Below are 16,736 nucleotides of genomic sequence, written 5' to 3'. Positions count from 1 at the left end.
CAGCAATTTCAACTGTTGCGCATCAATCCTGGGGCCGCGTTGCGGCCCTTTCGCGACACAAGGCCGCTCCTACAGGTTGAACCGATCGGTCAGACCGAATCAGGCACCACGGCGATCACATCGATCTCCATCAGCCACTCGGCCTGGGCCAACCCGGCCACCACCAGCCCGGTGGAAATCGGGAACACGCCCTTGAGCCACTTGCCTACCTCCTTGTACACCGGCTCGCGGAAGCGCGGGTCGGTGATGTAGGTGGTGGTCTTGACGATGTGCGACAGGTCCGAGCCGGCTTCTTCGAGCAGTTGCTTGACGTTCTTCATCGCCTGCTCGGCCTGCGCCCGTGGGTCACCCAGGCCCACCAGGTTGCCTTCGAAGTCGGTGCCGACCTGGCCGCGCACGTAGATGGTGTTGCCGGCGCGTACCGCCTGGCACAGGTCGTTGTCCAAGGTCTGGTTGGGGTAGGTGACCTTGGTGTTGAACATGCGGATGCGAGTATGGGTAGGCATCAGTGGGCTCCGAGGGTGCTGACGTTGCTGATCTTGGGTTGTTGCTGCTCATCCGCTGCGCGTTGTTCGCGGTCGCGGTAGGCGGTATAGGTGCGTTGCGTGGCGATGTGGCCGGCGACGTGCTTGGCGTCGTGCCACACGCCCCAGATGAACGACGAGCCACGGCGCGACAGCCACGGCAGGCCAAGGAAGTACACACCCGGCTCGCGGGCCACGCCGCGTTGGTGCTGGGGCTTGCCGTTGGCGTCGAAGGTGTCTACCTGCAGCCAGCTGAAGTCGACACCGTAACCGGTGGCCCAGATGATGCTGGTGACGCCGGCCTTGGCCAGGTCCAGTTGCAGCAGCGGGTTGCGCATGCACTCCGGGTCGGCCAGGCGTTTGCGGGCTTCGGGCTCTTCCGGCAGGTCCAGGCCGTTGCGTTCGATGTAGGCATCGGCGGCATCCAGCAGGGCCAGGTAGTTTTCGTCGCCGCGGTTGATGTTCTCGACCAGGTTGTCCTGGAAGCGCGCCACGCCGTTCTCGAACGACTGGGTCAGGCCGACCAGGGTCATGCCCTGGTGGGCGAGGGCGCGGAAGTCCACGGTGTGGCCGCCACGGGCGCCACTGACGGCAATGGTCACGTGCTCGCGGCCAGGCTTGGCGATTTCCGCATCCCACTCACCCAGCACGCCCAGCCACCAGCAGAAGTCGCGGTTGCGGTAAGCGCGTGGTGGGCGATCGTGGGCGCCGACCGAGAGGTACACCTGGCGCCCGGCACGCATCAGTTCTTCGGCGATCTGCACGCCCGAGGAACCGGCGCCGACCACCAGCACAGCGCCTTCTGGCAACTGCTCGGGGTTGTAATAGGCAGCGGAATGGATCTGGTGCAGGTTGCTGTCTTTCGGCGCGATGGCCGGGATCACCGGCTTCTGGAACGGGCCGGTGGCGGCGACCACGCGGTTGGCGCGAATCACGCCTTCATTGGTTTCGATGGTAAAACCGGGGCGGTCGCTGTTGCGCAGCACTTTCTTCACTTCGATGCCGGTGCGTACGGGCAGGTTGTACTTGCGTACGTACTGCTCGAAGTAGTCGGCCACCTGGTCCTTGCCGGCGAAGGCGTCGGCGTCGAGGTTGAATTCCAGTCCCGGGAAGCGGTCGTGCCAGACCGGGCCGTTGGCCACCAGCGAGTCCCAGCGGCCGGTGCGCCAGGCCTCGGCGATACGCTTGCGCTCCAGCACCAAGTGCGGCACGCCAAGCTTGCTCAGGTGTTCGCTCATGGCCACGCCGGCCTGGCCGGCGCCGACGACGAGGGTGTCGATTTCGAGGTTGTTCAGTGTCATGTCCGAGCCCTTGTTCAGGCGGTTTTTGTCAGGTCGGTTTGGAGGACCGCCGTTGCCTGGGGCCAGACTAGGGATGCCGTGGAAATGGCGAAAATAGTATTTAGCTGGGGCTTGCCGATAAAACGGCGAAGGCCCTGGATTCTGTGGCTTGCGAGTTGGACGCCAAGGGACCGCGCGCTGTGTCGACAGGAATAATTGGCCCGAAACAGATGTAGGAGCAGCCTTGTGCTGCGAAGCGCCGCGCGGGCGGCGCTCGATCTCAGCCAGAGCAAAGTTTTTTCCTGCCTAACCCCTCGGAAAAAGGTCGTTTCGCCGGCCGAAAGGTTCCACCCAGAATGCCGTGTATCGCACAGCACAACAGGAACCATGACATGACTTTTTCCATCATCGGTCGTTGCCAGGAAACCGGCCAGGTCGGTATCGCCATCAGCTCTTCGAGCATCGCCGTGGGCGCCCGCTGCCCGTGGGTGCGTGCCGGTGTGGGTGCGGTCGCCACCCAGAACATCACCTTGCCGGCGCTGGGCCCGCAGATCCTCGATGCCCTGGAGCAGGGCCAGTTGCCGCCTGCCGCTGCGCTGGACCGGGTGCTGAGCGCCAATGGCTGGAGCGAGTACCGCCAGCTCACGGTGATCGACAGCCATGGCCAGGTGGCGCTGTTCACTGGCAAGGAAGCCTTGGGCACGCACTACGCCCTCGCCGGTGAGCAATGTGCGGCGGCGGGCAACCTGTTGGCCTCGACCCAGGTGATCGAGGCGATGGTGCAGGCCTTTGAACAAGCCGGTGGGCATCTGGCCGACCGCCTGCTGGCGGCCATGCACGCGGCGATGGCCGCAGGCGGCGAGGCGGGGCCTGTGCACTCGGCGGCGTTGAAGATTGCCGGCGAGCTGACCTGGCCGCTGGTGGACCTGCGCGTGGACTGGGCCGAGGCCGACCCGATCGGCGTGCTCGATGGCCTGTGGCAGGCGTATCGGCCGCAGATGCAGGACTACGTCACCCGCGCCCTCAACCCGACTGCCGCGCCAAGCTACGGGGTGCCGGGCGATGAGTGAATTTGCCAGTCGCGCACTGCTGGCCAGCCTGATCGGCTTTGCCACGGTCAGCCGGGATTCCAACCTCGAACTGATCAGCTTCATCCGCGACTACCTGGCCGAGCTGGGGGTGGAAAGCGAACTGTTCCATAACCCGGAAGGCACCAAGGCCAACCTGTTCGCCACCATCGGCCCCCGGGACGTTGGCGGCGTGGTGCTGTCCGGGCATACCGATGTGGTGCCGGTGGACGGCCAGGCCTGGACAGTCGAGCCGTTTGCCCTGAGTGAGCGCGACGGGCGCCTGTATGGCCGCGGCACGGCCGACATGAAGGGTTTCATCGCTTCGGTGCTGGCGGCTGTACCGGCGTTTCTCGCCCGGCCGTTGCGCATGCCGGTGCACCTGGCGTTCTCCTACGACGAGGAAGTCGGCTGCCTGGGGGTGCGCTCGATGCTGGCCGCGCTCGAGCAGCGCCCGCACAAGCCACGGCTGTGCCTGATTGGCGAACCCACCGAACTCAAGCCGGTGCTGGGGCACAAGGGCAAGCTGGCGATGCGTTGCCAGGTACATGGCGCGGCCTGCCACTCGGCGTACGCGCCGTATGGGGTGAATGCCATCGAGTATGCGGCGAAGCTGATCGGCAAGCTGGGTGATATCGGTGATGCCCTGGCGTTGCCGGAGCATCACGACGAGCGCTTCGACCCACCGTTCTCCACTGTGCAGACGGGTGTGATCAAAGGGGGCAGGGCGCTGAACATCGTGCCGGCGGAATGCGAATTCGATTTCGAAGTGCGGGCCTTGCCGGGGTTCGAGGCGCAGGCAGTGGCCGACCAGTTGCAAACCTATGCCGAGGCCGAATTGCTGCCGCGCATGCGCAAGGTCAATGCCGCCAGCGCCATTCGCCTGCAGCCGTTGAGTGCGTATCCGGGGCTGGCCACGCCAGCGGATAGCAAGGCGGCTGGCCTGGTGGCGTTGCTCAGTGGTTCGGATGAGTTCGGTACGGTGGCGTTTGGTACCGAAGGAGGGCTGTTCGACCAGGCGGGCATCCCGACTGTGGTGTGTGGGCCTGGGAGCATGGACCAGGGGCACAAGCCGGATGAGTTCGTCAGTGTCGAGCAGTTGCGGGGGTGTGATGCCATGTTGCTGAGGCTGGTGGATTACCTCAGGCAGGGTTGATTGCGCTGGCCTCTTCGCGGGTAAACCCGCTCCCACAGGATCTCGTCAGTCTCAAGGGCTGTGCAGTACCTGTGGGAGCGGGCGTGCCCGCGAAGGGCTGCAAAGCAGCCCCAATCAAGATTTCAGAAGGTAGCCTTGACCTGCAGGCCAACCACCAGCGCGTTGTCGATGTCCTTCCCGGAGAACGCGCCCGGCTCGATGATGTACTGCACATCCGGGCGCAGGTTCAGCCACGGAGTGGCCTGGTAGCCATAGCTCAGCTCGATCAACTGCTCGGCGCTGTCGATATCGGGGAACTGCTGCCCGGCATCGAACGCGGCATCTTCCAGCACGTCGCGGCTACGCGGGTTGGGCACGGCACGGCCATAGCCCAGCGCCACGGTATCCTTCGGGCGGCCTGCGAACGGCTTGTACAGCACCACGCCGGCGCCATACCACTTGGTGAACGGCGAGGCGGCCTTGCTCGACGCCGAGTACTGGCCGAAGGCATGCAGGCTACGGCCCGGCAAGCCCTGGTCGTTCCACACGGCCTGGTCGACCAGCAGATAGTGGCCGCCGCGGCCGGACACTTCCTCGTCGCTGCCGATGCGCTTCACATCGGAGCTGTCGTAGTAGTAGCCCAGTTTGTACTCGCCAGGCAGCTCGCCCTGCAGCTTGTACACCAGCTCTACCGGTACCACGGTGCCGGTGGTGTGCTTGGGGCCCAGGTGCCAGGCGCGGCTGGAGTTGCCGTTGCTTTCCGGGTCGACGTTGAACGCCGCCACACGCAACTGCCAGGACGGCGACAGGTCATACTTCACCCGCACGCCCAGGTGGGCATTGGGGTAATTGGTCCAGCCACTGCCGCCAGACATGTTAAGCGGGTGGCCGCAGAAGCCGGCGTTCATGAAGTTGCACAGGATGCCACTGTCCAGGCCGCCCAGGTCGTTGCCCATGGCCATGTAGCCGAGCTTGACGTTGAGTGCCGGGGTGAACAGGGTGCGCTCGTAGCTCAGCTCGGTCAGGCGGGTGTACAGGCCGCCGAAGTTTTCCTGGATCGGCAGGCGGTTGCCCACCAGGTCTTCCGAGGCGCTGTTGCCGCGGCGGTCGTTGATGGTCAGCTGGACCTTGCCGCCGTTGTCCAGGCCATACAGTTTCGACAGGTCGAACTGCACGCCCAGTTTCAGGTTTTGCGAGTAGCGCGCCGAGCGGTGCAGGCCGCCGTGGGCGTTGTAGGCGGTTTCGCCGCTGTAGTCGCCGGTGAACTTGACGCCGTCTTCTTCCAGCTGGTGACGCAGGCCGCCCCAGTCACCGGTCAGGGTGCTGCGGGTCATCAGGTCGCCGTCGGCCAGGGCGGTGCTGCTGGCCAGGGCCAGCAGCAGGGTCGGGGTGATGCGAATTGCGGATGGCATTGCTGAATCTCGTATTCTTTTCTGGGGCCAGTTCGCGGGCAAGCCCGCTCCCACAGGATGATCACTGCCCAAGCGGACGGTGCAGTCCCTGTGGGAGCGGGCGTGCCCGCGAAGAAGGCGACGCGGTCTTACGGCAAGGCGTAAGAAATCACGTAGTCGCCACGGTCAGTCGACTGGCGCGCGCCGCCAGCCGTGACCACCACGTACTGCTTGCCGGTCTTCGGCGAGACGTAGGTCATCGGGCCGCCCTGGCTGCCCACTGGCAGGCGAGCCTTCCAGATTTCGTTGCCGTTGCTGCTGTCGTAGGCGCGCAGGTAGAAGTCCTGAGTGCCGGCGATGAACACCAGGCCACCCTGGGTCGACAGGGTGCCGCCCAGGGTCGGCAGGCCGATCTTGATCGGCAGGTGCATGCGGATGCCGAGCGGGCCGGTGTCCTCGACGGTACCCACCGGCACCTGCCACGCCACCTGGCGGGTCTTCATGTCGATGGCGGTCAGGGTGCCGAACGGCGGCGCCTGGCACGGGATGCCGGCCACCGACAGGAAGCGGTTCTTGTTCACCGCATACGGGGTGCCCTTGAGCGGTACTGCGCCCATGCCGGTGTTCAGCGCTTCGCCACCGGAAGCGGCGCCGCCCTTGTTCTGCGACGGGATCATCTGGATCCACAGGCCCAGGCGCATGTCGTTGACGAAGATGAAACCATGTACCGGGTCGGTGGAAATGCTGCCCCAGTTCATGCCACCCAGCGAACCCGGGAAGCTCAGCGACAGGTCGGTGCCCGGCGCGGTGTACAGGCCGTCGTAGCGCATTTTCTTGAAGTCGATGCGGCACAGCAGCTGGTCGTACGGGGTTGCGCCCCACATGTCCGATTCGGTCAGGGTCTGCGCGCCGATCTGCGGCATGCCCACCGACTTCGGCTGGGTTGGCGAGTACGGCTCGTTGGGGATGTTGCTTGGCTTGACCGGTACTTCGTCGACCTGGGTCAGCGGCTTGCCGGTGGCGCGGTCGAGCACGTAGATCTGCCCGGCCTTGGTGCCGATTACCACTGCAGGTACCGACTGGCCGTCGTCCTTGGTGAAATCGATCAGGCTCGGCTGCATCGGCAGGTCGAAGTCCCACAGGTCGTTGTGCACGGTCTGGAACACCCACTTCTGGTTGCCGGTGGTGGCGTCCAGGGCCAGTACCGAAGCGCCATAGGTGTGGTCCAGCTTGCTGCGTTCGACACCGTAGATGTCGGTGGACGACGAGCCCATCGGCAGGAACACGGTATTCATCGCCGGGTCGTAGGACATCGGGGCCCAGCTGTTGGGGGTGCTGCGCACATAGGTGCTGTCGCCCTGCGGCGCCTGGCGATCTTCCGGGTTGCCGGGGTCGAAGGCCCAGCGCATTTCACCCGTGATCACGTCGAAACCACGGATCACGCCACCAGGCATGTCGGTCTGGACGTTGTCGGCGACGCGGCCGCCGACCACCACGGTGGTACCGGCCATCAGTGGGGCCGAGGACAGCTGGTAGTAGGAGTCCGGCACATCGCCCAGGCCGGCCTTGAGGTCGACCTGGCCGTTGTTGCCGAAGCCCTGGCAGAACTCGCCGGTGTCGGCGTCGACGGCAATCAGGCGGCCATCGATGGTGTTGGTCAGCAGGCGACGCTGGCAGTTGGCACCGGCCGGTACGCTGGCCGCGGTGATTGGCGAGCTGTTCGGCTGGGTCGGCTGGGCGATGGCGGCAGTGGCGTCGAAGTAGGCCATGCCACGGCAACGCTGCCAGACCTTGGACTGGGCGTTGATCGCGTTCTTCCACAGCTCCTTGCCGGTGTCGGCATCGAGGGCGATCAGGTTGTTGTGCGGGGTGCAGATGAACACCTTGTTGCCGACCTGCAGCGGGGTCAGCTGGTCTTCGGCACCGTTGCCGTCGCTGAGCGCCACGTCACCGGTGTGGTAGGTCCAGGCCACTTTCAGCTTGTTGACGTTGTCGCGGTTGATCTGGTCCAGCGCGGCGAAGCGGCTGCCACCTTCGGTGTTGCCGTAGTGGGCCCAGTCCTTCTGCGCCTTGTCGGCCTCGACCGGGGTCATGCCCGGGCCTTTGCCGGTGGGGGCGACGCTTGGGTGGGCGACGAACATGTTGCCGGCGGCGATCACCAGCAGCACGGCCATCACCCCGGCAACGCCATAGGCACCGCGGCCGGCGCTGGTGCCATTGGCGCGGGCCAGCAGCGGGTAGACCAGCGCCACCACCATGCCGATTGCGCCGAACATGAACAGGCGCGAGAACAGCGGCCAGAACACCAGGCCAGCGTCGATCAGCGCCCAGATGGCAGTGCCGACCAGGAACGCCGCGTACAGCCAGGCGCCAGCCGGTTTGCGGCGAGCGATGAGGACGCCGGCGATGGCCATGGCCAGGCCGCCGACCAGGAAGTACCAGGAACCGCCCAGGCCGGCCAGCTTGACGCCGCCCGCAGCCAGGAGGAGGCCGAGCAGGGCGATGATCACGCCCAGGCCGACCAGGATGATGTTTGTGGCGCCAGAGGCGCGCGGTGTTTCTTTCATGCCAGGGATCTCAGCAGGTGGAATGCGCGCAGTGTAATCTCTTAGCTTGCTAATTAACAAGTTGGTACATAATTTTGTGGGGCGGATTGTCGCAGGGCTGAACTCTGCAAGGTGTGGCTAAAAGTCTAGATCATGCGTTTAAAATTGCAGTAAACAGGGTGTTCATGTCGGTTGGGTAACCCACGTTCGAGTTTCGATTACCGGATTCACGCCGGCCAAGGAGTGCCGCTGCTGTAGAACACCGCGAGCCAGATGGTGGCGGTGCCGGGGGCGGTCCACTCCACGCGGTGGCGGTAATGCGGCGGGATATCCAGGCAATCGCCCGGCGCCAGCAGGCGGGTGTGGCTCTCGTGCTCGAAGCGCAGGCCGGCGGCGCCACTGAGCAGCACGATCCATTCGCCTTCGGCCTGGTCGTACCAGAAACCGGGCGGGCTGGCCTGGCCGCTGGAGACGATACGTTCCACGCGCACGCCCGGGCGGCTGAGCAGTTGGTCGACCCATTCGGCGCTGGTGGGGTCGCAAGGGGGCAGGGCAGTCAGCAGGTTGGTCGGGATCATGGAAAACCTCGTTTGGAAGGGGGTGGTTCCACTATGGACGCAATTGCCGTACGCCGCGCTTCTTGACCGGCCCGGCTGTTTGTAAGAACTTTCCGGGATTTGGAAGACGGGCAACAAATGGACAAACTCCTGGCGATGAAGATGTTCGTGGCCACCGTCGATGCCCAGGGCTTTTCTGCCGCCGCACGCCGGCTCGGGCTGGCGACATCGTCGGTGACGCGCCTGGTCGATGCCCTGGAAGCGGCGTTGGGCGCCACCTTGCTCAACCGCTCCACCCGCCAGGTCAGCCTGACCGAGGCCGGCGCCCGTTATTACGAGCGCGCGCGGGGTATTTTCGAGGCCCTGGACGCGGCCGATGCCAGTGTCGCCGATCGGGGCGAGGAGCCTGTCGGTGTGCTGCGCCTGTGCTTGCCGGTGGAGTTCGGCAGGCGGGTCATCGCCCCGCACCTGGGGCCGTTTTTGGCGCAACATCCGGCTCTGGAGCTGGACATCGACCTCAGCGACCGCCTGGATGACCTGCTTGACGGGCGCTATGACCTGTCGATCCGCCTGGGCGACCCCTCGCCCAATGACGAGCTGGTATGCCGCCAGCTGGGTCGCTTCCAGCGTTGGCTGGTGGCCAGCCCGGGCTACCTGGCCGGGCATGACGCGCTGGAGCATCCGCGGCAGTTGCTTGAGCACGCCTGCCTGCGCTTTCGCTACGGGCAGAAAGGGCGCCCCTGGCGCCTGGCCCGTGGGCAGGACAGCCTGGAGCTGGACGTGAGCGGGCCGTTGCGCAGTGCCAATGCCGACATGCTGCGCGAAACCGCACTGGCGGGCAGCGGTATCGCATTGTTGGCCGACTGGCTGGTACGTGAGGATGTGGCGGCCGGGCGCCTGCAACGCCTGTTCCCCGATTGGCAGGCCAGCCCCGGCGCGGCCAATGACAGCATCAACGCCCTGTACCTGCCCAACCATCGTGGTTCGCGGCGGGTGAATGCCTTTATCGACTTTTGCGAAAACTTGCTGCAGCGCAGCACCTAGTGTTGCGCAGTGCGCAAAGCCCTGTTGCGCCAGCGCTGGATTCTCGCCAGGAGTGCGTCTGGGTAAGGTGGCCGGCATATTCCAGCCATTGTCGAGGACACTCGCATGAATCCCTCCCTTGCCGCCGCGCAGCCTGCAGCCACCGGTCTCAGCCGGGCCCTGGTCGCCCTGCTGGCGTTCTGCTGCGGCGCGATCGTCGCCAATATCTACTATGCCCAACCCATCGTCGGCCTGATCGCCCCGGACCTGGGGCTGTCCACCGAGCATGCCAGCCTGATCGTTTCGCTCACGCAGCTGGGCTATGCGTTGGGCCTGCTGTTGCTGGTACCGCTGGCCGACCTGTTGGAAAACCGCCGCTTGATGGTGGCTACCGCCGTGCTGGCCTGCGTCAGCCTGCTGCTGGCGGGCACCAGCAGCAGCGGCCAGGGCCAGCTGTTCCTCGGCTATGCACTGCTGATCGGTTTCAGTTCCGTGGCGGTGCAGATGCTCATCCCGCTGGCGGCGCACCTGGCGCCGGAGCAGCAGCGTGGGCGGGTGGTCGGCAACATCATGGGTGGCCTGCTGCTGGGTATCCTGCTGGCGCGGCCGTTGTCCAGCCTGGTGGCCGACTACTTCGGCTGGCGTGTGGTGTTCATAGGCGCTGCCGGGGTGATGCTGGCGATCATCCTGCTGCTGGCCCTGACCTTGCCGCGGCGGGTGCCCGAGCACAAGGCCAGCTATGCCGGGCTGATGCTGTCGCTGCTCACGCTGCTGCGCCGTTACCCCTTGCTGCGCCAGCGCTCGCTGTACCAGGCGTTGATGTTCGCGGCGTTCAGCCTTTACTGGACGGCGGTGCCGATGGCCCTGGCAACCGAGCATGGCCTGTCGCAGAGCCAGATCGCGGTATTCGCACTGGTGGGCGCGGTGGGCGCCGTTGCCGCACCCATGGCCGGCCGCCTGGCCGATGCCGGGCATGCCCGGGCCGGTTCACTGTTGGCGTTGTTGCTGGCGCCGGCGGCACTGTTGCTGGGGCTGACGGTGCCTGGCTACAGCGTGATCGGCCTGGGCCTGACCGGCGTGCTGCTGGATTTTGCGGTGCAGATGAACATGGTCATCGGCCAGCGTGAACTGTACGCGCTGGACCCGGCCAGCCGCGGGCGGCTGAACGCGGTGTACATGACCAGCATCTTCCTGGGTGGGGCGCTGGGTTCGGCGGTGGCCAGTGCGGTGTTCAGCCAGTTTGGCTGGCAGGGTGTAGCGCTGGTGGGGGCGGGGTTGCCGGGTGTGGCCTTGCTCATCTTCCTGGCCAAAGCGCGCCGGGGTTGAATGCTAGCGCGGTCACCTGTGGGAGCGGCCTTGTGTCGCGAAAGGGCCGCAAAGCGGCCCCGGCAATTCTGAAGTGATGCGTAGATCCTGGGGGCGCTTCGCACCCCTTTCGCGACGCAAGGCCGCTCCCACAAAAAGAACTGCACACGCCTATATCAGACGCTACCGCCCAAGCGGCAACGCCACACCAATCAAGGCAAACAGGCTGCCGCAGCAGCGATTGAAGCCTTTACCGCCCTTGGCCAGCCATGGCCGGATGCGAAACGCCAGGCGTGCCAACAGGTATTCGACCAGGAACTCGACGCTGGCAAAGGTTGCCGCCATCACCACGAACTGCAGCAGCAACCCACGCTGCGGGTCGATGAACTGTGGCAGGAAAGCACCGTAGAACAGCAGCACCTTGGGGTTGGCCATGGCCGACAGCAGGCCTTGGCGGAACAGGCCGGCATTGCCCAGCCGCGCGCTTTGCGCGGTCAGTTCCAGGTGCAGGCCCGGGCTGCGCCACAGCTGGATACCCAGCCAGATCAGATAGGCGCCACCCACCCACTTGAGCACGCTCAGCACCGAGGCCGAGGCCTGCAGCAATGCGCTGAGGCCAAACATGGCCAAGGCGATCAGGGCGCTGAAGCCAAACACCCCGCCGACGATGGTGAACAACGTCCGGCGTGCGCCATACAGGGCGCCGTGGGTCAGGGCCAGCAGGCTGTTGGGGCCCGGGGTCAGCGACAGGCCGATGCTGGCCAGCAGGTAGATGAGCCAGGTGTCGAGTGCCATGGTGGGGAATGCCTTGTTGATGGGGAGGGCGTCAGTCTATGGCGCCGACCTTGGCCGGCAAGGGTATGATCCGGACATTGAATGGTCGTTTCTGGACGCGATGCCAATGCTGCCCGATATCCGCTTGCTGATCTTGCCGTTACCGGATTTTGCCCTGCTGCCGTTCGGCGCCTTTCTCGACAAGTTGCGTTTCAGCGCCGACGACGAGGACTACAGCCAGCAGCGCTACTGCAGCTGGACCGTGGCAGGGCTGACCCTCGACCCGGTGCCGTCGAGCAGTGGCGCGGTGGTGCAGGTCGAGGCCGTCGCTGGCCAGCTCGAGCTGGCCAGTTTCGACTACCTGGTGGTGTTCGGCGGGCGCAACGCCATGGCCACTGCCGCGCTGGCGCCTCGCTACCGGACCTTGCTCAGGCAGGCCGGCAAGGCTGGCGTCAAGCTGGTGGGGGTCGACAACGGTGCTTTCCTGTTGGCCGCCTGCGGGTTGCTGCAGGGGCACAAGGTAGTGGTGCATTGGCGCCACGAAGCCGAATTTCGTGCGGCCTTCCCGCATTTGCAGGTGCTGAGTGAGCAGCTGTATTGCATCGACGGTAGCCGCATCACCTGCGCTGGCGGCACCGCGGCCATCGACCTGGCCGTCGCCCTGTTGTCACGCGCCTGCGGGCGGGCCCGGGCGCTCAAGGGCCTGGCCGACATGCTGGTGGATGAAACCCGCGATAGCCGCCATGCCTTGCGTTCCCTGGAGCTGGGGACGGGGCAGGGGCGGCAGGTGCAGCGCGCGCAGGCGTTGATGCGTCATCACCTGGGAACGCCGTTGGCGGTGGAGCAGTTGGCGGCGGAGTTGGGCATCAGCCGGCGCCAGCTGGACCGGCAGTTTCACGCCAGCCACGGCATGAGCGCCAAGGCCTGGTGGCTGGAGATGCGCCTGCAACAGGCGCGCTGGCGCTTGCTCAATTCCAGCCACAGCCTGGCGCAGATTGCCGATGAAGTGGGCCTGGGCGATGCCAGTTACCTGGGCAAGTGCGTGCGGCGACGGTTTGGTTGCACGGCCCAAGCGTTGCGTGACGGCAATATCTCGCCCTGAAGCCCGGCGCGCACTCTGTAGGAGCGGCCTTGTGTCGCGAAAGGGGTGCGAAGCGCCCCCGGTATCTTGGCATCAATGCAAAACTGCCGGGGCCGCTTTGCGGCCCTTTCGCGACACAAGGCCGCTCCTACATAAAGCGCGTCAGCCGGGTCTACTGCGGCGTCCCGAACAACCCTGTCCAGTAAATCCCCGCATCACTCTTCGGGTCCACTGCATACGCAGCGCCCAGCTCGCGGAAGTCCGGGTTCATCAGCGTCGCGCAATGCCCGGGGCTATCCAGCCAGCCATCGACCACCTTGCGCGCGGTATCCCGCCCGGCGGCGATGTTTTCGCCGATCTGCTGGTACAGGTAGCCGGCCAGCTCTGCCCGGTCACCGGGGGTGCGGCCATCCTTGTCGATGTGGTCGAAGAAGTTCTGGTTGGCCATGGCCCGGGTGTGGTTGGCGGCAACCCCGGCCAGCACCGTGCTCCAGCTCAGTGCAGGGGCGGCGGCGAAGGGCTGGCCACCGCATTGGCGCGGCACCTTGCGCGCGGCGTTGATCTCCTGCAGCACCTTCTGCCCCTCGGCCTGCCAGTCGCCCAGGCGGCCACTGAGCAGCGGCCGGGCCAGCACGATGCGCCAGTCGCGACCTTCCTGGCTGACGCCGATATCGACGAACTGCGGGTCGAGCACCACCTGGCAGAAGCTCTCTTCGATGGCGTGCATGGCAGCGCGCGCATCACGCGGCCCCGACAGGCTGATGGCCTGCACATTGACCATCGGGTAGGCGGCGCGGGTCATGGCCTGCTGCAGGTCGCGGGTACCCTCTGGCGACAGCGCCAGGCGGGTATCGCTGTTGAGCGGCGGCAGCTCCAACGACGCTTCGCCACCGCAGGGCTGGGCCTTGCTGCGGTAGACATTGATCGAATCGATCAGTTGCGCCTCTTCGCCGGTGGCAGCCAGTGCCCCGGCCGAAACGACCAGGCCCAGCGACAAGGCGGCAACGGATGACAGGACGCGCATGTGGATCTCCCTATGACTGGCAGCGTCGTGGTTTGCGCTGCTCATCCTACACAAGCCCGGGGCTTTTGGCCCGGGATCGTGCAAAGCAATGAAAACGCCGGCATTCGTTGCTGGCGGCAAAAGAGGGAGTAGACCACTGATCATCGGAAAAGTGCGAACAGTTGGTAATCATTCTTATCGAAGCACAGCTGTCGGCCCGTTTGCCGGCGCCCGGCGGGTATCAGCGCGCCACCGCCTGGTTCGGTTTGTAGAACAGAAAATGCCGGGTCTGCGCCGTCCGGCGGTAGGCTTTGGCCCAGTCCGGGCGCACATTGCGGTCATGGAAGTACAAGGCACCCCCGGTGCGGTCTTTCAACTGCTGGTTGAGCGCCTTGCGCGCGATTTCCTTGGCAATGCCGTAGCGTTGCGCTTCTTCGACCTGGTCCGGGCGCCCGTCGCACCACCAGGAGAACTGGCAGGCCTTGCTTTCCACACCCTGCTTGACCACGCCGCAGATGGTATCCGGGAAGCCATCGTGGCCCAGGCGGTTGAGCACGACGTTGGCCACGGCGGCCATGTCTTCGGCGTCGGCACCCTTGGCCTCCCAGTAGATGGTGCGGGCCAGGCAGGTGATGCTGTCATCCAGCGGCGCCTGGCCGGCCGGGTCCACTGCCTGCGCTTCGCCCGGTGTGAGGGTCTCGGCCTTTTTCGGGGGTGGTGTGTCATTCACCACTTTTTCCTCGAGCACCTCGGCCTTGTCCTCGGCGACGGCAGCCTTGGCCGGGTCGGCCGCGTGCAAGGGGCCTGCGAGCAGGGCCGAAACCAGGCCGATCACCATCCACGTAAGGCGCATGATGCAAGCTCCCGAACTGTGGGCTGGTTCACAGTCTAGCCAAGCGCGAGCATCAGCACCAAAGGCAGGGTGGCGGCGGCCAACACGGTCTGCAGGGCGATGATGGTGGCCATCAGCGGTGCGTTACCGCCCATTTGCCGGGCCATCACATAGGAAGATGACGCGGTCGGCAGTGCCTGGAACAGCACCGCCACCACCGCTGCCTGGCCACCCAGGCCAAGCAGGCGGCACAAGCCCCAGGTGGTCAGCGGCATGACCAGGAACTTGAATGCCGACGCCGCCATCAGCGGGCGCACCTGCTGGCCCAGGCGGGCACCACCCAGGGCTGCGCCGACGCACAGCAGGCCCAGCGGCAGGGCGGCCTGGCCCAGGGCCTTGACCGTGGGTTCGATACCCGCTGGCAGGCCCAGCCCACTGGCGCGCAGCAGCAACCCGCCGGCGCAACCGACGATCAAGGGGTTGGCAAAGATGGCCCGCAGCACCGTGGCCGGTGAGCTATGGCGGGCGCTGAAGCGGGCGAACACCAGCACGCAAAGCAGGTTCACCAGTGGCACGATGGCGGCGTTGGCCACCGCCGCCAGGGCGATGCCGGCGCTGCCGTAGATACCCGCTGCAAGGGTGGCGCCGATGTAGTTGTTGAAGCGGATACCGCCCTGGAACACCGAGGTGAAGTCGGCACCGTCGTGGTTGATTGCGCCTTGGTACAGCACCAGCAGCACGGCCCCGGCCAGGGTCGAGAGCATCAGCACGCCGACCATGCCCAGCACCGGCACGCCATCGAGGTTGGCGGTGGCCAGGCCATGGAGGAACAGTGACGGCAGCAGTACGTAATAGCTCAGGCGCTCGGCGCCGGGCCAGAAGGTATCGGCGAGGAAGCCGCGCAGGCGCAGGAAAGTGCCCAGGGCAATCAGCAGGATGATCGGCAGCAGGGTAGTCAGCAGCAGGTGGAGCATGATCGACGTTCCGTGGTCGGGTACGGGGCACAGACTACTGGTGCGGATCGATCTGTAAAAACGTTGTTTTCTGCACTGACCGTTGAGAAAAAATGCATGTTGCTGGCGGTGGTCTCTGTGGGAGCGGGCATGCCCGCGAACACCGGCGCAGCCGGTGCCATCCACCGCGTTGAATTCTTCGCGGGCACGCCCGCTCCCACAGAGACCCTGCCAATACAACCAGTCATGTGCAGTCACAAGAAAGTCGAGCCGTGCTGTTCACGCCTCCAGCGCAGTCTTCAGCACCGCACTCAAATGCCGCCGCTGGCTTTTCTCATGCTCCAGCAACACCACCCGCCGGGTCAGCTGCGGGTCGCCAAACGGCAGGCAGGTGGCCGGTGGCAAGCGTTGCAGGTCGTCATCGGCCATGGGGATGATTGCCACGCCCAGGCCCATCACCGCCATGCGCGCCAGCGCTTCCTGGCTGTCCAGCTCCATCTGCTCGCTCACCTGCAGATGCTGGCGGCGCAGCTCCTGCTCGATCTGCCGCCCGGCCCAGGCACGCTTGTCGAAGCGCAGGAACGGCTGGCTGGCCAGCAACTGCGGCACGCTTAACCCGGCCAGGTCGGGGCTGGCGATGGCCCAGAAGCGGTCTTCGAACAACGGCGTGAAGTCCAGGCTTTGTGGGTAGGGGCTGACCGGCTCGGTGGTGATCGCCGCATCGAGTTCGCCGTCTTCCACCCGCCGTGCCAGTTCTGCCGACATGCCGGAGGCCACGCTGACATGCAGCTGCGGATGGTGCGCCTTGATCCACACCAGCGCCTTGGGCAGGCGCCGCGCCAGCACCGTGTGGATCGCCCCCAGGCGCAGGCGGCCGCGCAGGCTCGGGCCGCTGGCCAGGGCGTCGGCCAGTTCGTCATAGCTAGCCAGGATGGTCTCGGCGCGGGCCACCGCCAGCTGGCCGGCTTCGGTCAGCGACACCTGCCTGCGGCTGCGGTCGAACAAGGTCACCTGCAGTTCGTCTTCGAGGGTCTTGATGTGCAGGCTCACCGCCGAAGGGGTGAGGCTGAGCAGGTCGGCGGCACGGGCGAAGGTGCCGTGGCGGGCGATGGTCACCAGGGTGCGCAAGGCTTTGAGGGACATGCGGGTGAGGTCCGGTTTCAAGCTGACAGAGCTGCATTGTCAGGCCCGGCCCTATCGCCGGCAAGCCAGCTCCCACAGGTACGGCACCCTGTGGGAGCTGGCTTGCCGGCGATAGGGCCGGG

15 protein-coding genes are annotated in these 16,736 nt (G+C 65.8%); 5 read left to right on the top strand and 10 right to left on the bottom strand.

All coding sequences use genetic code 11. The annotated features are described in order from the left end of the window. Window positions 1-89: 89 nt before the first annotated feature. Together ACGLHT_RS24315 and ACGLHT_RS24310 are read right to left on the bottom strand one after the other, a co-directional pair. Window positions 90-506, bottom strand: coding sequence for a RidA family protein (locus tag ACGLHT_RS24315; protein WP_025338851.1), 417 nt, complete (start codon window positions 504-506; stop codon window positions 90-92). Continuing rightward, entirely contained in the window at window positions 506-1,825 is a 1,320-nt protein-coding gene (locus ACGLHT_RS24310; protein ID WP_274120702.1) for an NAD(P)/FAD-dependent oxidoreductase, read from the bottom strand. Before ACGLHT_RS24310 ends, ACGLHT_RS24315 begins: the two co-directional genes overlap by 1 nt. Before the next feature lie 371 nt (window positions 1,826-2,196). Here ACGLHT_RS24310 and ACGLHT_RS24305 point away from each other — a divergent pair, with 371 nt between their 5' ends. Continuing rightward, complete coding sequence (locus ACGLHT_RS24305; RefSeq protein WP_025338853.1) at window positions 2,197-2,874, top strand: DUF1028 domain-containing protein; 678 nt, start codon at window positions 2,197-2,199, stop codon at window positions 2,872-2,874. Beyond that, on the top strand, window positions 2,867-4,027 hold the full coding sequence (argE, locus tag ACGLHT_RS24300) for an acetylornithine deacetylase (protein WP_274120701.1): 1,161 nt from the start codon (window positions 2,867-2,869) through the stop codon (window positions 4,025-4,027). Before ACGLHT_RS24305 ends, argE begins: the two co-directional genes overlap by 8 nt. Window positions 4,028-4,149: 122 nt before the next feature. On the opposite strand, the gene ACGLHT_RS24295 is transcribed toward argE, so the two are convergent. From ACGLHT_RS24295 to ACGLHT_RS24285, 3 genes are all read right to left on the bottom strand, one after another. Next, a complete protein-coding gene (locus ACGLHT_RS24295; protein WP_025338855.1) occupies window positions 4,150-5,418 on the bottom strand; it encodes a carbohydrate porin in 1,269 nt (422 codons plus the stop codon). Window positions 5,419-5,546: 128 nt separating this feature from the next. Further along, window positions 5,547-7,964 carry a glucose/quinate/shikimate family membrane-bound PQQ-dependent dehydrogenase gene (locus ACGLHT_RS24290; RefSeq protein ID WP_274078794.1) on the bottom strand — a complete coding sequence of 806 codons (2,418 nt, stop codon included), beginning with the start codon at window positions 7,962-7,964 and terminating at the stop codon, window positions 5,547-5,549. A gap of 206 nt (window positions 7,965-8,170) precedes the next feature. Next, complete coding sequence (locus ACGLHT_RS24285; protein WP_046615410.1) at window positions 8,171-8,521, bottom strand: cupin; 351 nt, start codon at window positions 8,519-8,521, stop codon at window positions 8,171-8,173. A 117-nt stretch (window positions 8,522-8,638) separates the two neighbouring features. Here ACGLHT_RS24285 and ACGLHT_RS24280 point away from each other — a divergent pair, with 117 nt between their 5' ends. Together ACGLHT_RS24280 and ACGLHT_RS24275 are read left to right on the top strand one after the other, a co-directional pair. Beyond that, window positions 8,639-9,544 (top strand): LysR family transcriptional regulator, encoded by a 906-nt coding sequence (locus ACGLHT_RS24280; protein ID WP_137163733.1) that lies wholly within the window; start codon window positions 8,639-8,641, stop codon window positions 9,542-9,544. Between the two features lie 105 nt (window positions 9,545-9,649). Beyond that, a complete protein-coding gene (locus tag ACGLHT_RS24275; protein WP_274120700.1) occupies window positions 9,650-10,849 on the top strand; it encodes an MFS transporter in 1,200 nt (399 codons plus the stop codon). Window positions 10,850-11,011: 162 nt separating this feature from the next. On the opposite strand, the gene ACGLHT_RS24270 is transcribed toward ACGLHT_RS24275, so the two are convergent. Continuing rightward, window positions 11,012-11,623: a LysE family translocator gene (locus ACGLHT_RS24270; RefSeq protein WP_075045011.1), complete on the bottom strand. Its 612-nt coding sequence runs from the start codon at window positions 11,621-11,623 to the stop codon at window positions 11,012-11,014. A 106-nt stretch (window positions 11,624-11,729) separates the two neighbouring features. Between ACGLHT_RS24270 and ACGLHT_RS24265 the strand changes: the two genes are divergently transcribed. Next, the gene (locus ACGLHT_RS24265) at window positions 11,730-12,704 is read left to right on the top strand and encodes a GlxA family transcriptional regulator (RefSeq protein ID WP_274120699.1); all 975 of its coding nucleotides are present in this window, start codon (window positions 11,730-11,732) and stop codon (window positions 12,702-12,704) included. Window positions 12,705-12,855: 151 nt separating this feature from the next. On the opposite strand, the gene ACGLHT_RS24260 is transcribed toward ACGLHT_RS24265, so the two are convergent. The 4 genes from ACGLHT_RS24260 to ACGLHT_RS24245 form a co-directional block, all read right to left on the bottom strand. Beyond that, the gene (locus ACGLHT_RS24260; protein ID WP_025338862.1) at window positions 12,856-13,707 is read right to left on the bottom strand and encodes a CAP domain-containing protein; all 852 of its coding nucleotides are present in this window, start codon (window positions 13,705-13,707) and stop codon (window positions 12,856-12,858) included. A 220-nt stretch (window positions 13,708-13,927) separates the two neighbouring features. Next, window positions 13,928-14,539 (bottom strand): cell wall hydrolase, encoded by a 612-nt coding sequence (locus ACGLHT_RS24255; protein WP_274120697.1) that lies wholly within the window; start codon window positions 14,537-14,539, stop codon window positions 13,928-13,930. A 35-nt stretch (window positions 14,540-14,574) separates the two neighbouring features. Further along, window positions 14,575-15,492, bottom strand: a complete 918-nt coding sequence (locus tag ACGLHT_RS24250) for an AEC family transporter (RefSeq protein WP_085591487.1) — start codon at window positions 15,490-15,492, stop codon at window positions 14,575-14,577. Window positions 15,493-15,750: 258 nt separating this feature from the next. Next, complete coding sequence (locus ACGLHT_RS24245) at window positions 15,751-16,614, bottom strand: LysR family transcriptional regulator (RefSeq protein WP_085705253.1); 864 nt, start codon at window positions 16,612-16,614, stop codon at window positions 15,751-15,753. Window positions 16,615-16,736 lie beyond the last annotated feature (122 nt).

It is taken from the genome of Pseudomonas sp. PsB, assembly GCF_043658375.1.
Classification (GTDB): domain Bacteria; phylum Pseudomonadota; class Gammaproteobacteria; order Pseudomonadales; family Pseudomonadaceae; genus Aquipseudomonas; species Aquipseudomonas putida_Z.
Note: the sequence above shows the minus strand (reverse complement) of the source record. Positions and strands in the feature narration are given on the sequence as shown.

Excerpts from the sequence above, each read along its gene's own strand:
- ACGLHT_RS24315 (WP_025338851.1), bottom strand. The coding sequence starts at position 506 with ATGCCTACCCATACTCGCATCCGCATGTTCAACACCAAGGTCACCTAC.
- ACGLHT_RS24310 (WP_274120702.1), bottom strand. The coding sequence starts at position 1,825 with ATGACACTGAACAACCTCGAAATCGACACCCTCGTCGTCGGCGCCGGC.
- ACGLHT_RS24305 (WP_025338853.1), top strand. The coding sequence starts at position 2,197 with ATGACTTTTTCCATCATCGGTCGTTGCCAGGAAACCGGCCAGGTCGGT.
- argE (WP_274120701.1), top strand. The coding sequence starts at position 2,867 with ATGAGTGAATTTGCCAGTCGCGCACTGCTGGCCAGCCTGATCGGCTTT.
- ACGLHT_RS24295 (WP_025338855.1), bottom strand. The coding sequence starts at position 5,418 with ATGCCATCCGCAATTCGCATCACCCCGACCCTGCTGCTGGCCCTGGCC.
- ACGLHT_RS24290 (WP_274078794.1), bottom strand. The coding sequence starts at position 7,964 with ATGAAAGAAACACCGCGCGCCTCTGGCGCCACAAACATCATCCTGGTC.
- ACGLHT_RS24285 (WP_046615410.1), bottom strand. The coding sequence starts at position 8,521 with ATGATCCCGACCAACCTGCTGACTGCCCTGCCCCCTTGCGACCCCACC.
- ACGLHT_RS24280 (WP_137163733.1), top strand. The coding sequence starts at position 8,639 with ATGGACAAACTCCTGGCGATGAAGATGTTCGTGGCCACCGTCGATGCC.
- ACGLHT_RS24275 (WP_274120700.1), top strand. The coding sequence starts at position 9,650 with ATGAATCCCTCCCTTGCCGCCGCGCAGCCTGCAGCCACCGGTCTCAGC.
- ACGLHT_RS24270 (WP_075045011.1), bottom strand. The coding sequence starts at position 11,623 with ATGGCACTCGACACCTGGCTCATCTACCTGCTGGCCAGCATCGGCCTG.
- ACGLHT_RS24265 (WP_274120699.1), top strand. The coding sequence starts at position 11,730 with ATGCTGCCCGATATCCGCTTGCTGATCTTGCCGTTACCGGATTTTGCC.
- ACGLHT_RS24260 (WP_025338862.1), bottom strand. The coding sequence starts at position 13,707 with ATGCGCGTCCTGTCATCCGTTGCCGCCTTGTCGCTGGGCCTGGTCGTT.
- ACGLHT_RS24255 (WP_274120697.1), bottom strand. The coding sequence starts at position 14,539 with ATGCGCCTTACGTGGATGGTGATCGGCCTGGTTTCGGCCCTGCTCGCA.
- ACGLHT_RS24250 (WP_085591487.1), bottom strand. The coding sequence starts at position 15,492 with ATGCTCCACCTGCTGCTGACTACCCTGCTGCCGATCATCCTGCTGATT.
- ACGLHT_RS24245 (WP_085705253.1), bottom strand. The coding sequence starts at position 16,614 with ATGTCCCTCAAAGCCTTGCGCACCCTGGTGACCATCGCCCGCCACGGC.